Genomic DNA, 14,640 nt, shown 5'->3' on the forward strand with positions numbered 1-14,640 from the left:
GGTAGAGTCTCCTTTCTTCTAAACCACTACCTCTATTGTGGATCGAAGAAAGATCTCTTATGCATGCGATTTCCAGTCCTTACACAAGCAGGCTGCTAAAGTAGCGTTTGGGTCCTCCTTTTAATTCAGCTGAATCCCAGTTGCCATGCCCTCTTCTTCAATTTCGAACTGGTCTCTGTTATCACATAGGCACTGCTTGAATCCCGTCTCAATCCGGCCCCGATCTTTCTTGCCTCGTAATGTAAATCGTTCACCGCATTGTTTGCATCTGATTTTAATTTTAATTCTCATCACAACGATCTCCGTTTCTGTCGGTCATTCCCCGGGAGTTTATCTGTAAAAATAAAAACACACCGGAGTCATAAGCGCAATATGCGCTTTATGTCCACCAGTGTGTCCGTATTTTTATAATTTAACCTCTTCCTCCCGCTTCACAAAACGAAAAGGAGAACGGTTATTAGCTCGTGTGATTTTACCCATTGCCCCATACCACAGGCCCGCCATTAGCGGCGCTATAAACCACAACCAATGATTCACCATGGTGTTCATGATGACATCGTACAATGCATGCCAGAAAAAAGGTAACACCAGAGAAAGAACCAGATACCACCGCTTTTTCTTACCACCGATAAACTTGGCTTTACCCATATAATAACCCATGATTACCGCAAACATAGCGTGCCCTGAAACAGGGAGCAGTGCCCGAAGGAACATGGCTGAGACGGATGCATTCCCCGCAAAGGCATACAACACATTCTCAACAGTGGCAAATCCAAGTGAAACAGCGACTGCATATAAGATCCCGTCATACGGCTCATCAAATTCGGTGTGATTATAGATGATATGATAAAGTACGAACCATTTAACGAATTCCTCCACACCACCTGAGATCATAATGGCCTCAAGATAAGGATTATCCCCGAGCCACATCATCATGCCACGCTGAATAATCATCACAGGCAGTACCATCAGAATACCCATGAGGAAAACCCGCAATACCATATGAAGTGGCTCATAATCATAACGGTCTTTCAGGTAAAAGTATGTTAACAAGGCGAGACCCGGAGCAACTGCTGCCGCTAAGACCGAAAACAAAAGCACCGAAATTCCCTCCTCTGACTAAAGACGCGATTACAACTAGAGATTAATCCTGGCGTTTGAAGTGGGTGCAGATAACATCAATCGCTTGTGCAGGAATAACAACCTTACCATACTCTTCCATGACTGCTGGAGTAACTGAGGAGCCTTCGCCAAATTCAGCAAGCAAGGCAATCAATGCCGCATGTTTGGTGGAATCTACCTCATCTGGCTCCAAATGCAAGAACCACTTGTCTTTATAGGAATAAAGTCTCCCAGCATCCGTAACATGCTGACGCAACATATGTGCAGCTTCAATGAGCACTTCAAAGTCCTTGAATGCATAAACAATGGAATCGCTTTGCTCGAGTGTAACTTCCATTTCATATACTTCTTCAGGAAGATCATCTTCATGACCTAAACCATATTGTTGCGGATCATATTTTCCACGTGTGACAATGACAACCATCCCTTGAGCGGGAAGTGCGAATACTTCGACAGCGAGTGGACCTGTGGCATCAAATCCAAGTTCGGAATAGGCCTGATCCATCATTTCAGTGAACAGTTCATGAACCTTAGGTATTTCCTGCCACATATCTTCTTTTTGTATTCCGCGCTCGCTCAGATCGTCAAAGGTCAGGAAAATCCGTATCTTATCGTGACTTAGTCGTTCTATTTTCATACAGGATCTCCCCTTTATAAGCAAGTCTTATAACAGATTATGAAGCACAAAACAATATGTGCTGAAAATAAATCTATGTAGTTATGTTATCATTTTATACCTCTAAATGCACGAAGTAAAATCGACAAAAAAAGAATCATTCCACAGCAAATCAAGACTGTGGATGATTCTAATTGGAGGTTTTGGTTTATAAACCCGGTACTGTTGTGTTTGTTTGGCTTAAAATTTGCTCAACTTCATGCTTCACATCGGGATTGGTGCGAATAAAATCTTTGAGCATGCTCATATTCGCTTCTTTTTCCTGCGGTGTGATTGCTCTTGCGGTCTTTGCTGCCGGATTTTTGTGGGATTCACCATGTTGATTTTGCTTGCTTGTGAACCCGTCCATACCCGGGAAAGTCATTTCCATCATCTTATGTTTTGCCTGATCCATCATATTTCTTGATGAACCCGATGACATCATGGGCAATTTGCCTCTGGACAGCCATGAACTGGCTGCAACACCAATGACAATGCCCCAAAAAAAGGATGAAGCCTTCATTACACCAACCTCCTTCAAGTGTTAAAATCATATTTAGTGTTTGCGGTAGTGAGCGATCTCATTCCGTATAATTACAGGAAAGCGAGTTGAAATCATGTTTAGACATACCGCCGCATTGATCATTGCTGCAAGTTTGCTGTTGTCAGCTTGTGGGACAGCGGAAGAAAAAACATCTGATAATTCCACACCAGCGGGCGAATCAACTACCACGGTTCAAGAAGAGCAAGGTAACTCTAACCCAACTGAAACAGGAGAACCCGGAACTGGTGTGCCCGAGTCTTCAACGGAAGATTCAACTGTGACAGAAGAAGAACCTGAATCTTCGGAGAAGGTTTCTACAGAAGAGAAAGTGGAAAAGACGTATCATATGAATGAAAATTATTATATTAAACCAAACGATGAAGCGAGCCCAAGCAAAGTGGTCTTGTTAACTTTTGATGATGGACCCAAAGAAGAAAAAATGATTACTTCACTGATCGACACTTTAGATAAACATAACGCTAAAGCGATATTTTTCGTCAATGGATATCGGGTGAAAAGCCATCCGGAATTGCTCAAACTCATACATGATCGGGGTCAGATTGTAGGCAATCATGCCTGGGATCATGAGGATCTCAAAAAAATGTCCAACGCTGAGGCGGCAAAACAGGTTACAGATGTCCAAAAAATAGTGAAGGATACCATTGGTGATGAACCGCAATTCTTCCGTCCACCTTTTGGTTCGGGAAATGATGCACTGAAGGCTGCTGTGAAGAAAAATGGCATGTTATATATGACTTGGTCTAATGGTTCGCTCGATTGGGATAAAAGCACCAAAGACAAACCGGAAAAAGTCATTCAAAATGTACTGGACCAGTTAAATCCCGGAAGCAATATCTTGATGCACGAGTTGCCATGGACGGTTGAAGCATTGGATGAGTTGCTGACCAAGCTCGAAAAGAAAGGTTATTCCTTTGTTGATCCGCGTGCAATAGAATTGGAAGCTCGTTAAATTGTAATTTTGCGCATAAAAATAAAACAGCCTTGATCCATTGGATCAAGGCTGTTTCTCTGTGAGTGCTTTTTCCGCGGGCACTCTTAACGTGATGATATGCATCTCCGCAGGACAACCTAGTCGGAGAGGAAGATGATTTGTACCGTATCCTCTGCTAACAAGCATTTTGCCTTCTCGGTGAACGTCCTCCGGACTTCGCTTCAGGGAGTACCACCCGTTCGATACAGGACGATACGCTTTGCTCAGGAACACAGGTCCGAAAAATGGTAAAACCAATTGTCCGCCATGTGTATGACCGCTTAAAATAAGATCTACATTTTCTTCCAAGCGAAGGGCCTGCAAAGGATCATGAACGATAGCAATTTTGCATAAACGGTTACCAATCTGCTGCAGTAATACATCGCCCTGTTTGGAACGATAGTCTATGCCGATCAGACTCAATCTTTCGTTGCCCCTTTGCAGATATTCCACATTATCCTGCAGGAGCTTAACGTCCGATTCCCGAAGGATTCGCGCAAGTTGAGCGGTACCAGCCCTCTTGTCATGGTTGCCATACACCGTAAATGAAGGAGCAATGTTCGATAAAATTTTCATGTTATGTCTAACTAAAGACCATGAGACTCCTTTTTCCGCAACATCCCCACCGATGAGAACCCAGTCCACCTTGTTTTTAACGTTTGCCAGATCCTTATGCTTCAGCTTGCGCTTGTGCGTGTCGGATACATACAAAATCATGGCCCCGTCAAAGGATGTTGGCAGATGAGGCACTTCAACCTCTTCTTCAATCATTTGATGAATATGGGCTTCACGCCACATATGAAAAAGTAGTAAAACTCCCATCAAAATGATTAAACCTGTGAGTAGAAGCATTACCACGGCAAGGGAAGGAACGTATTCAGAGCGGGTGCCCCTTCAACCCCCCACCAAACCAGACTAATCGTTAACATGACAAAAATAAAAATGAGTGAATTAACAAACCTCTTGCTCAATTTTAACCGACGTGAAGGATGTAATTCTGTCCGTGTAGGAAGCGAACCCGCTTCGGGGATCGATTCTTCCGTTGAATTTGGCGTTTTTTTGGAGCGTGATGGTGCCCTTTGAGGAAGTACTGGACTTTCCAGTTTTTCTGTATAAGGCTTGCGCTGTGATCTAGGTAAAGAAACGGAAGTAATTGGTGTGATTCCGCCAACCTCAGCAGCTGCTGCCGTTTCAGCAACGATGCTTACTTGAGAAGCCACCTGACGCTCGGATTTCTCTTTTTTATCCGATTGACGATGGCGCTGACTGCCATATGTCTTCATTCTACTTAATGGCTGATTCATGATCCCCTCCGAAAACGTATCGCTAATCCGGACACCAAATCAATAATAAAGTGACATAATATAGGCGCCCATAATGTGCCGGACTGCAAGTAAATCCAACCCAATCCATAACTTGAGACAAACACCCAGCCTGTTGGAATCCAGTGGCGTAAATAACGAATATGGATAACTGCAAATAAAATACTTGTCCAGTAAGGACCGATGGCATGTTGGATGGCTCCACGGAATAATAATTCCTCACACACAGCAACAATGGCTGCTATACATACAATGTGCCAGATCGGACGCCCACGGAACAACATCTCGTTAATTCCACCGTCATCCATGCTTTCCTGAGGTATAACATACGACAGTACCAAGTCCATAACAAGCATTATTCCTGCAAGACCCAGACCCCACCATATAAATTGGTAATTGTCAGGCCATGCGAGTACATCTAACAAGTTTCGTTTCTGCAATAAGATCCACACAACTCCGATAATCAGTGTCAGACCTTGTGTAAAGTATAGATTGATTAAAAGCAAACGCTCGGTAAGCTGCTGTGGCTCAGCCTTCTGAATCTTGAACTTGGGAAACTTGAATTTTTTCATCGGATGCGTCTGTCCTCTTGAGTTAAATTTGATGGATAACAATTACGTTGTCCAATCGGATAGTATACTAAATGATAGCCAAAAAACCAATTAGGTTCAAGACCTGCCCCAAGTCCTGGTTATATGTACGTGCCATTACTTCATTAAAGCAGTAAAATTCAGTTCACCAAACAGCTTACTTTCCATCTTCTTGTGCTAGGTATATTAACTATTGTATTACTTATGGTGACTCTGTTTATGTGTGAATCTAAAGACATCTGCAAAACATTTTAAAACATTTAAGCCTATTGACATGCTCATGTCAGCCATGATACATTATGAAAAAATTAGTCACGTTAAACACGATGATGGAAAAAAGACGTTGCTTCGTCTTACAGAGAGCCGATGGTAGGTGTGAATCGGTGGCAGGCAAATGGTCTTGAGCGCTCCTGAGTTATTGCATTGAAATTGGAGTAGGTGCAATCGGTTTAGACCCGTTATCCTCTTCGGTCTTCATTGACCGCTAAGACTGTCGTTGCGAAACGGCGGTGAATTAGGGTGGTACCACGACAACTCTCGTCCCTTATTGCGCAAGCAGTATGTGGATTGAGAGTTTTTTGATTTATTTTAAAGGATATCTGTGGGATCACTCTATTTGCTTCACCTTCCCCCTCTGTTGCGACACCGCGTTGTTGGGCGGAAGAATCAACCTGGTTTTAAGGAATACCTCTTCGCTGAGGTCAGACCTTGACGATATAGATACACATACCTAAGGAGGAAGAAACCATGTACAAAGTGTTAGTGTCGGACCCAATCAGTGATCTGGGGATCCAGCAACTGGTGGATGCAAATGATGTTGTTGTTGAGAAGAAAACCGGTCTTAGTGAAGATGAACTTGTTGCCATTATTGGTGATTATGATGCCCTCTTGGTTCGCAGCCAGACTCGTGTTACAGATCGTATTATGACGGCTGGTACCAACCTTAAGGTGATCGGACGTGCAGGTGTTGGTGTAGATAACATTGATCTGGAAGCTGCTACACAGCGCGGTATCATCGTTATTAATGCACCTGATGGCAATACCATCACAACCTGTGAGCACACGTTTGCCATGATGATGGCATTGGCACGACACATTCCTCAGGCATATGCCAAGACTATTCAGGGTACGTGGGATCGTAAAACCTTCCTGGGTGTGGAATTAAGAAATAAAACGCTCGGTGTACTGGGTATGGGACGGATCGGTAGTGAAGTTGCCAAGCGCGCCAAAGCATTTGGAATGGACATTCTTGCTTACGACCCGTTCCTCACGGAGGAGCGTGCCGAGAAGCTGCAAGTGAAGCTGGCTAGTGTAGATGATATCATTCGCAATGCGGACTTCATGACCGTTCACACGCCATTAACACCGGAAACACGGCATATGATTTCACGTCCACAATTCGAAGTGATGAAAAAAGGCATGCGTATCATCAACTGTGCTCGTGGTGGTGTAGTTGACGAGATGGCACTTGTCGAAGCCATTGATCAAGGTATTGTTGCTGGTGCAGCATTTGACGTATTCGAAAGCGAGCCGCCAGCCGCTGATCACCCGTTCCTGAATCACCCAAGCATTATCGTTACGCCTCACCTTGGTGCGTCCACAGTAGAAGCGCAAGAGAACGTGGCTATCGATGTGTCGGAACAGGTGCTTCACATTTTGCGTAACGAACCGTTCAAGAACGCAGTTAACATGCCGGCTGTTGCACCAACCGTGATGAACAAATTGCAACCGTATTTCAAACTGGGTGAAACGTTGGGTAGTTTTGCAGCACAGATTACACAAAATGCAGTGCAGGAGATTCGGATCGACTATGCTGGTGAACTTTCTGAAGTAGATACTTCTCCTCTCACACGTTACATTGTGAAAGGGATTCTCGCCAGACATTTGGGTGGGGAAGCCAACATCGTTAACTCCATGCATCTGGCCAAAATCCGTGATCTGAATGTGGTTGTAAGCCAAACCTCAACAACTAAAGGATTTACTAACCTGATTACCGTAACATTGGTTACAACTCAGGATGCTGAGGAACGTCGTGTAGCAGGTACATTGCTTGCAGGTTATGGAGAACGTATTGTTCGTCTGGACAAATTCCCGGTAGATATCGCACCGGAAAGTCATCAAATTTTGATCTCCCACAACGATAAACCAGGTATTATCGGACGTGTAGGAACTCTGCTTGGACAAAACGATGTCAACATCGCATCCATGCAGGTTGGACGTAAAATTATTGGTGGTGCTGCGATCATGATTCTGACCGTAGATAAAGCTGTTCCAAAAGATGTGCTTGTGCAGCTTGCTGCGTTGCCTGAAATCAATACTGCTGTTGAAATTGTTCTGGAATAATCAAATATATTACTATATGTAAAAGGAAAGACGGGACCCTAGTGGTTCCCGTCTTTTTTCATGTACTCGCTGAAATATCGGTGATGAAGTTTGCAAACAAAATATTTTTGGAATTGGAAAAGGGGTGCCCATCACCCCCATATGAACTCCGCTTCTTTTAGTCAATGGAAATAGTCTAATACGAAATCCAACTATTAACTTAACTGAATAATGTTTAGTGTAGACCCCGGAGGAGACAGAACGGCTGCGCCAACAAGCCCGAATAATTGTAACTGTATTGTTGAACCAGCGGTAACGGTAACCATAAAGTCAGACTGCAGCTGACTGAGAGAAAGCACTGGAGATACTACACTCGCTGGAATTGCTGCGCCGTTAAGTAAAACCCGAGATTGGATAGCAAGTGCAGCTGTCAGATTTATTTTGTATGAGATATAGTAACGACCTGCGTTGGTCAGTGTGAAGGTGTCATTTGTCCCATTGACGGTTATACCTGTGCCAATATTTTGGTTATTCGGTAATGGAACGAGTGTACCACCCAATATTACAACAATCGTACCATTAGTGTTCTCAGCAAAAGCCGAATTAGATGTTACAGATGTTCCGGTTGCACCTGTTGCTCCGGTAACTCCTGTACTTCCGGTTACGCCGACTCCCGTTGCTCCCGTTATACCTGTGGCTCCTGTTCCTCCAGTTACTCCAGTACTTCCTGTTATGCCCACTCCCGTGGCTCCAGTTACACCTGTCGCTCCTGTTCCCCCGGTCGAACCAGTAACTCCAGTACTTCCCGTTACACCGACTCCGGTGGCTCCTGTTACACCTGTGACTCCGGTTTCACCAGTCGCACCAGTTGCTCCGGTACTTCCCGTTACCCCGACTCCCGTGGCTCCTGTTACACCTGTGGTTCCCGTTCCTCCAGTCGCACCAGTTGCTCCGGTGCTTCCCGTTACGCCGACTCCCGTGGATCCGGTTTCACCAGTGATACCAGTTACTCCAGTACTTCCCGTTACACCGACTCCCGTGGCTCCCGTTATACCTGTGGTTCCTGTTCCTCCAGTCGCACCAGTTGCTCCGGTGCTTCCCGTTACGCCGACTCCCGTGGCTCCCGTTCCTCCAGTCGCACCAGTAACTCCAGTACTTCCCGTTACACCGACTCCCGTGGCTCCTGTTACACCTGTGACTCCGGTACTTCCCGTTATGCCGACTCCCGTGGCTCCGGTTATACCTGTCGCTCCGGTTCCTCCAGTCGCACCAGTTGCTCCGGTGCTTCCCGTTACGCCGACTCCCGTCGCTCCGGTTATACCTGTCGCTCCGGTTTCACCAGTGATACCAGTTGCTCCGGTGCTTCCTGTTACCCCGACTCCCGTTGCACCGGTTATACCTGTGACTCCGGTCTCCCCCGTGACACCAGTTGCTCCGGTACTTCCCGCTATTCCGACTCCCGTTGCTCCTGTTACGCTTACTCCCGTTGCGCCAGTCAATCCCGTTACGCCTGTTGCTCCTGTTTCCCCTGTAGCACCAGTACTACCTGTTACACTTACTCCTGTGGCTCCTGTTATCCCCGTCGCCCCAGTCAACCCTGCAACACCAGTTGCCCCGGTTCCTCCAGTTACTCCTGTTGATCCCGTTACGCTTACTCCCGTTGCGCCAGTCAATCCCGTTACGCCTGTTGCTCCTGTTTCCCCTGTAGCACCAGTACTACCTGTTACACTTACTCCTGTGGCTCCTGTTATCCCCGTCGCCCCAGTCAACCCTGCAACACCAGTTGCCCCGGTTCCTCCAGTTACTCCTGTTGATCCCGTTACGCTTACTCCCGTTGCGCCAGTCAATCCCGTTACGCCTGTTGCTCCTGTTTCCCCTGTAGCACCAGTACTACCTGTTACACTTACTCCTGTGGCTCCTGTTATCCCCGTCGCCCCAGTCAACCCTGCAACACCAGTCGCTCCTGTTTCACCAGTTGCCCCGGTTCCTCCGGTTACTCCTGTTGATCCCGTTACGCTTAGTCCCGTGACTCCTGTAATTCCAGTCGCCCCAGTCAACCCTGTAACACCAGTCGCTCCTGTTTCACCAGTTGTCCCGGTTCCTCCAGTTACTCCTGTTGATCCCGTTACGCTTAGTCCCGTGGCTCCTGTAATTCCAGTCGTCCCGGTTAACCCTGTAACACCAGCCGCTCCTGTTTCACCAGTACTTCCTGTCACTCCAACTCCAGTTGCACCGGTCACACCTGTCGCTCCTGCTCCAGCGATCAACGTGTAATCTGGTGAAGTCCCCGGCGTTCCGGTTGGTGATGCCACATTTGCAATATACGTACTGCCGTTAAACGTTACGACTTGACCCGCTGGATACGTCGGGGCTACGGCTGGATCGAATGGCACGATACCACTTAAACCTACACCTGTCGCTCCTGTTACGCCCGATTCTCCTGTCACTCCGGTACTTCCTGTTACTCCAACACCAGTTGCACCCGTCACACCTGTTGCTCCAGCGCCAGCAAGCAACGTGTAATCTGGCGATGTGCCCGGCGTTCCGGTTGGCGATGCCACATTTGCAATATACGTACTACCATTAAACGTTACAACCTGGCCGGCTGGATACGTCGGGGCTACGGCTGGATCGAATGGCACGATACCACTTAAACCTACACCTGTCGCTCCTGTTACGCCCGATGCTCCTGTCACTCCGGTACTTCCTGTTACTCCAACTCCAGTTGCACCCGTCACACCTGTTGCTCCAGCGCCAGCAAGCAACGTGTAATCTGGCGATGTGCCCGGCGTTCCGGTTGGCGATGCCACATTTGCAATATACGTATTGCCGTTGAACGTTACAACCTGACCGGCTGGATACGTCGGGGCTACCGCTGGATCGAATGGCACGATACCACTTAAACCTACGCCTGTCGCTCCCGTTACTCCTGATGCCCCTGTGACTCCGGTACTTCCTGTTACTCCAACTCCAGTTGCACCGGTCACACCAGTCGCTCCTGTTACGCCCGATGCTCCTGTAGCTCCGGTACTTCCCGTTCCACCAATGCCGGTTGCTCCTGTAACTCCCGTTGCTCCTGCGCCCGCAAGCAATGTGTAATCCGGTGAAGTCCCCGGCGTTCCGGTTGGTGACACCACATTTGCAATATACGTACTGCCGTTGAACGTTACAACCTGGCCGGCTGGATATGTTGGGGCTACCGCTGGATCAAATGGTACAATGCCACTTAAACCTACACCTGTCGCTCCTGTTACCCCTGATGCTCCTGTGACTCCGGTACTTCCCATTACTCCAACACCAGTTGCACCCGTCACACCCGTTGCTCCTGCGCCAGCAAGCAATGTGTAATCCGGTGAAGTCCCAGGCGTTCCGGTTGGTGACGCCACATTCGCAATATACGTACTGCCGTTAAACGTTACAACTTGACCCGCTGGATATGTCGGGGCTACGGCTGGATCAAATGGCACTAGGCCTGTCAATCCCGCCCCGGTTGCTCCCGTTACACCTGATGCACCTGTGGCTCCTGTAGGTCCTGCACCTGCAAGCAATGTATAGTCTGGAGAACTTCCTGGCGTACCCGTTGGCGAAGCGACATTTGTAATGTAAGTACTGCCACCAAACGTGACGATCTGTCCAGCTGGATATGTTGGGGCTAATGCGGGATCGAATGGCACGATGCCACTTAAACCTGCACCTGTGGCTCCAGTTGCACCAGTCGCCCCCGCAGCAGCGATTAATGTGTAATCCGATGAAGATCCTGGTGTTCCTAGAGGACCAGCTACACTCGTAATGTAAGTACTACCGTTATACGTAATTACTTGACCTGCTGGATAACCCGGGGCGAGCGCTGGATTAAATGCCACAGCTCCTGTCAAACCAGCTCCGGTTGCTCCGGTTGCTCCCGTTTCTCCATTGGTTCCACCCGACAGTAAAAGAGTGTAGTCTGGAGAACTTCCAGGTGTACCCAAGGGACCGTTTACATTGGCAACATAAAGACTACCCTCGTAGCTTACTACTTGACCTTGAGCATAAGTTGGTCCCAGTGCAGGATCAAATGCAGTAATATTGTTCAAACCCACACCAGGTGCTCCTGCCGGACCCTGTGCTCCCTGTGGACCAACTGGGCCAACCGGTCCTACTGGTCCAATTCCTCCCGGTGTGCCAGTAGCCCCTTTCACTCCAGGGACTCCTGGGACACCTGGTACCCCCGGGACTCCTGGCACTCCCTGTGGGCCGGCTGGTCCGGTAATTCCTCCAGTTCCAAGAGTTGTCGTCGCCCTGCTTAACGATATGGAGATCGATCGAATTAATCCCACAAGTTTATCTTTTTCTGCAGGTGGTACTTCCAGAAGCAGCGTCACACTTAACAAGTCATCCAGTAAGTTTTGCAAGTTACCTGCGAGATTAATAAGAGGAACAGGGACAACCTCTGAACCTGCAATCGTTAATTCCAATACGGCTTGTAATTCTGCCTTTACTCCGGCACGAAATCCGGATTGATTTACAAAAGTAAGTAACTGGCGTAATCCATTCTGTAATGACAGTATATTGGCTGAAGTCGGCTGACTGATTGCAGCAGGAATAGCCACAGCCAAAGAACGCAGTATGGATTCAAACTGCTCCAGTTCGCTTGTGGTTATTGGAATAAACGGAGAGCCTGCTCTAAAAGATCTGCCTTCCAGGAAAGCTTTAATATTGACCCTTTTTCGATCATCGGACATGCTTAACTCAATCCTCCTCTATCTTGCTTGCTTTTCAAGCTTATGTCACATAGGAAGGAAAATTATCTTGGACACTCTTTTTAGTCAAAAAAAGACCATTCTTGTTCCACGTTGAACAAGATTAAACGGTAGTCTTCAACAAAAAAACACCCTCCATAAGAGGGTGTTTCCGCACTTTTTGTATGAAATTCAGGCTATTTCGATGAATCCAAGGGAAATTGCAAAATAAACTCTGTCCCTTCGCCAAGCACACTATTGACGGTAATCATGCCTTGATGCGCATCAACAATATTTTTCACAATCGCTAAACCAAGCCCCGTACCTACACTTTCTCCCCGAACACGAGCCTTATCTGCTTTGTAGAATCGTTCGAAAATAAATGGCAAGTCGGATGAAGGGATACCTACACCCTGATCCTTCACAGAAACTCTAACAAATGGAGCACGAAGATAGGTGACCCGCTCGGCTGAGATCATTACATTTTTGCCAGTAGGTGTATGTCTGAACGCATTATCCAGCAAATTCGTAAATACTTGCTCAAGTCGATCCTCATCTGCCTGTTGAAGTTCAATGGTTGGTTGTTCGAACTTAAATTGCAGTTGAATTCCCTGTTCTTTTGAACGCACAGAGAACTTCCGATATACACGTTCAAGTAGTTCTCCGAGGTCAACTTCCTTCATCACCATGTCCGTGTGTCCAGCTTCCATCCGCGCAAGATCAAGCAAGTCTTTAACCAGTCTGCCCATCCGCAGGGACTCATCATGAATGACCTGGATCAGTTCTTCGCTCTCTTCCGGTGAGGTTGCCATCCCGTCCAAAAGAGCTTCACTGTAGCCTTGCATCATGGATAGCGGAGTTCGTATCTCATGAGATACATTAGCCACGAAATCACGCCGCATTTTCTCCAGTCGCACTTCTTCTGTTACATCTCTTAAAACAGCCACAGCCCCTCTGACAACACTGTCAGCATACAACGGTGCCATCTGAACAGACCAGACACCTTGCTGTACGTGAACATTGGAGTTCTGGTCCCCACCTTGCTCCATCACCATTCTGAACAAAGGAAGAAGGGGCTCAGGTACATCACGCGAAGTCTTGTCAGACTGCTCGGATTCTTGCCCTTCGTCCATTTTCGCCCAATCGAGATCATACCATGTCTGCATGATCTTCTCTCCAGGCGGATTCGTCAGAATAACTTTGCCTTCACCATCAAATGTAACCACCGCATCGGTCATGCTGCGAAGCACACTCGCCAAATGTTCCTTCTCATGGTTAAGGTTTCGAATATTATCTTCCAGTTGGGCAGCCATATGATTAAATGTGTTCGCAAGTTCACCAATCTCATCACTCGTTACCAGGGAGAGACGTGTTCCGTAGTTCCCTTTGCGAATCGCATTGGCTGCCTGAATCAATTGCTGCATGGGCTGCGTTATTTTGGTGAATAGAAACAATGCAAAAAACGTGGTTAAACTGAATCCGATAATACAGATATAGGTGAACAACCGCTTAATATCTCTGGATTCGGATTCTGCAAAGTTCGTATCAATGTAGGGCAGCAAAAAAAGACCCAGCGCTATAAGTACACAACCCACAAGGCAGATAATAGTGATCCATAACTTCCCGACCAGTGATCTCCAGAAACTAAAACTACTTCGGTACTTCCAGTTTATAACCCACACCCCACACCGTCGTAATCATGGCCGCCGATTCAGGCGATACCTTGTTAAGTTTCTCGCGAAGACGCTTCACGTGCGTATCCACGGTACGAAGATCGCCAAAGAATTCGTAATTCCATACATCTTTGAGCAATTCTTCTCTGGAGAAAACTTTGTCGGGAGATGTTGCCAGATAGTGCAGCAATTCATATTCTTTTGGTGTAAGACTAATCTCTTCGCCACCAGCGGTTACCCGGTGGGCATCATGCTCAATAACCAGATGCGGGAACACGATGTTGTTACTCGAATTGCTCTCCTTGGAAAGATAAGCTGTCGCGGAAGCTCGACGCAAAATCGCTTTGACGCGATAAATCACTTCACGCGGGCTGAATGGTTTTACAACATAATCATCAGCGCCAACTTCGAAGCCTTGAACCCGGTTAATCTCTTCACCTTTTGCAGTGAGCATCAAAACCGGCGTTGATTTCACCTGACGAAGACGGGTACACACTTCAACTCCATCCATACCCGGCAACATCACATCAAGTAAAATCAGCCCGTAGTCCCCTGCTGTTGCTTTACGCAGCGCAGTTTCCCCATCCTCAGCTTCATCGATTTCATAACCTTCTTTTTCAAGATACATTTTCAAAAGCCTGCGGATTCTCTCTTCGTCATCCACGACCAGTATTCGATTCTCATGTTCAGCCATGCCTCTCCA

12 protein-coding genes and 1 other annotated feature are annotated in these 14,640 nt (G+C 47.1%); of the genes, 2 read left to right on the forward strand and 10 right to left on the reverse strand.

Annotation, left to right across the window (positions count from 1 at the left end; all coding sequences use genetic code 11):
• Positions 1-120: 120 nt before the first annotated feature.
• From MHH92_RS18875 to MHH92_RS18890, 4 genes are all read right to left on the reverse strand, one after another.
• Complete coding sequence (locus MHH92_RS18875; RefSeq protein WP_164783335.1) at positions 121-291, reverse strand: hypothetical protein; 171 nt, start codon at positions 289-291, stop codon at positions 121-123.
• Between the two features lie 114 nt (positions 292-405).
• Positions 406-1,101: a glutamic-type intramembrane protease PrsW gene (gene prsW / locus MHH92_RS18880; RefSeq protein WP_017687676.1), complete on the reverse strand. Its 696-nt coding sequence runs from the start codon at positions 1,099-1,101 to the stop codon at positions 406-408.
• Between the two features lie 43 nt (positions 1,102-1,144).
• Positions 1,145-1,759 (reverse strand): genetic competence negative regulator, encoded by a 615-nt coding sequence (locus MHH92_RS18885; RefSeq protein WP_017687675.1) that lies wholly within the window; start codon positions 1,757-1,759, stop codon positions 1,145-1,147.
• Positions 1,760-1,946: 187 nt separating this feature from the next.
• Positions 1,947-2,300, reverse strand: a complete 354-nt coding sequence (locus tag MHH92_RS18890) for a hypothetical protein (RefSeq protein ID WP_340905598.1) — start codon at positions 2,298-2,300, stop codon at positions 1,947-1,949.
• A 94-nt stretch (positions 2,301-2,394) separates the two neighbouring features.
• Here MHH92_RS18890 and MHH92_RS18895 point away from each other — a divergent pair, with 94 nt between their 5' ends.
• Entirely contained in the window at positions 2,395-3,291 is an 897-nt protein-coding gene (locus MHH92_RS18895; protein WP_340905601.1) for a polysaccharide deacetylase family protein, read from the forward strand.
• 45 nt (positions 3,292-3,336) lie between these two features.
• Here the strand turns inward: MHH92_RS18895 and MHH92_RS18900 are convergent, their stop codons facing one another.
• The 3 genes from MHH92_RS18900 to MHH92_RS18910 are packed head-to-tail and all read right to left on the reverse strand — an operon-like array spanning position 3,337 to position 5,206.
• Positions 3,337-4,134: a metallophosphoesterase gene (locus tag MHH92_RS18900; protein ID WP_340907705.1), complete on the reverse strand. Its 798-nt coding sequence runs from the start codon at positions 4,132-4,134 to the stop codon at positions 3,337-3,339.
• A gap of 29 nt (positions 4,135-4,163) precedes the next feature.
• Positions 4,164-4,616 carry a hypothetical protein gene (locus MHH92_RS18905; protein ID WP_017687671.1) on the reverse strand — a complete coding sequence of 151 codons (453 nt, stop codon included), beginning with the start codon at positions 4,614-4,616 and terminating at the stop codon, positions 4,164-4,166.
• Positions 4,613-5,206: a CPBP family intramembrane glutamic endopeptidase gene (locus tag MHH92_RS18910; protein ID WP_036607728.1), complete on the reverse strand. Its 594-nt coding sequence runs from the start codon at positions 5,204-5,206 to the stop codon at positions 4,613-4,615. The genes MHH92_RS18905 and MHH92_RS18910 overlap by 4 nt, the downstream gene beginning before the upstream one ends.
• A gap of 335 nt (positions 5,207-5,541) precedes the next feature.
• Positions 5,542-5,772 (forward strand) — a binding site (T-box leader).
• Positions 5,773-5,971: 199 nt separating this feature from the next.
• On the opposite strand from MHH92_RS18910, the gene serA reads away from it, so the two are divergent.
• Positions 5,972-7,567 (forward strand): phosphoglycerate dehydrogenase, encoded by a 1,596-nt coding sequence (gene serA / locus MHH92_RS18915; RefSeq protein ID WP_047843574.1) that lies wholly within the window; start codon positions 5,972-5,974, stop codon positions 7,565-7,567.
• A gap of 194 nt (positions 7,568-7,761) precedes the next feature.
• On the opposite strand, the gene MHH92_RS18920 is transcribed toward serA, so the two are convergent.
• From MHH92_RS18920 to MHH92_RS18930, 3 genes are all read right to left on the reverse strand, one after another.
• Entirely contained in the window at positions 7,762-12,267 is a 4,506-nt protein-coding gene (locus MHH92_RS18920; protein ID WP_340905606.1) for a BclA C-terminal domain-containing protein, read from the reverse strand.
• A 194-nt stretch (positions 12,268-12,461) separates the two neighbouring features.
• Positions 12,462-13,859: a HAMP domain-containing histidine kinase gene (locus MHH92_RS18925; protein WP_017687665.1), complete on the reverse strand. Its 1,398-nt coding sequence runs from the start codon at positions 13,857-13,859 to the stop codon at positions 12,462-12,464.
• A 55-nt stretch (positions 13,860-13,914) separates the two neighbouring features.
• On the reverse strand, positions 13,915-14,631 hold the full coding sequence (locus MHH92_RS18930; protein ID WP_036607918.1) for a response regulator transcription factor: 717 nt from the start codon (positions 14,629-14,631) through the stop codon (positions 13,915-13,917).
• Positions 14,632-14,640 lie beyond the last annotated feature (9 nt).

It is taken from the genome of Paenibacillus sp. FSL M7-1414 (assembly GCF_038003195.1).
GTDB lineage: Bacteria > Bacillota > Bacilli > Paenibacillales > Paenibacillaceae > Paenibacillus > Paenibacillus amylolyticus.

What these genes read in the sequence shown, in the direction of transcription:
- MHH92_RS18875 (WP_164783335.1), bottom strand. Translation starts at nt 291, where the DNA reads ATGAGAATTAAAATTAAAATCAGATGCAAACAATGCGGTGAACGATTT.
- MHH92_RS18885 (WP_017687675.1), bottom strand. Translation starts at nt 1,759, where the DNA reads ATGAAAATAGAACGACTAAGTCACGATAAGATACGGATTTTCCTGACC.
- MHH92_RS18890 (WP_340905598.1), bottom strand. Translation starts at nt 2,300, where the DNA reads ATGAAGGCTTCATCCTTTTTTTGGGGCATTGTCATTGGTGTTGCAGCC.
- MHH92_RS18895 (WP_340905601.1), top strand. Translation starts at nt 2,395, where the DNA reads ATGTTTAGACATACCGCCGCATTGATCATTGCTGCAAGTTTGCTGTTG.
- MHH92_RS18900 (WP_340907705.1), bottom strand. Translation starts at nt 4,134, where the DNA reads ATGGGAGTTTTACTACTTTTTCATATGTGGCGTGAAGCCCATATTCAT.
- MHH92_RS18905 (WP_017687671.1), bottom strand. Translation starts at nt 4,616, where the DNA reads ATGAATCAGCCATTAAGTAGAATGAAGACATATGGCAGTCAGCGCCAT.
- MHH92_RS18910 (WP_036607728.1), bottom strand. Translation starts at nt 5,206, where the DNA reads ATGAAAAAATTCAAGTTTCCCAAGTTCAAGATTCAGAAGGCTGAGCCA.
- serA (WP_047843574.1), top strand. Translation starts at nt 5,972, where the DNA reads ATGTACAAAGTGTTAGTGTCGGACCCAATCAGTGATCTGGGGATCCAG.
- MHH92_RS18920 (WP_340905606.1), bottom strand. Translation starts at nt 12,267, where the DNA reads ATGTCCGATGATCGAAAAAGGGTCAATATTAAAGCTTTCCTGGAAGGC.
- MHH92_RS18930 (WP_036607918.1), bottom strand. Translation starts at nt 14,631, where the DNA reads ATGGCTGAACATGAGAATCGAATACTGGTCGTGGATGACGAAGAGAGA.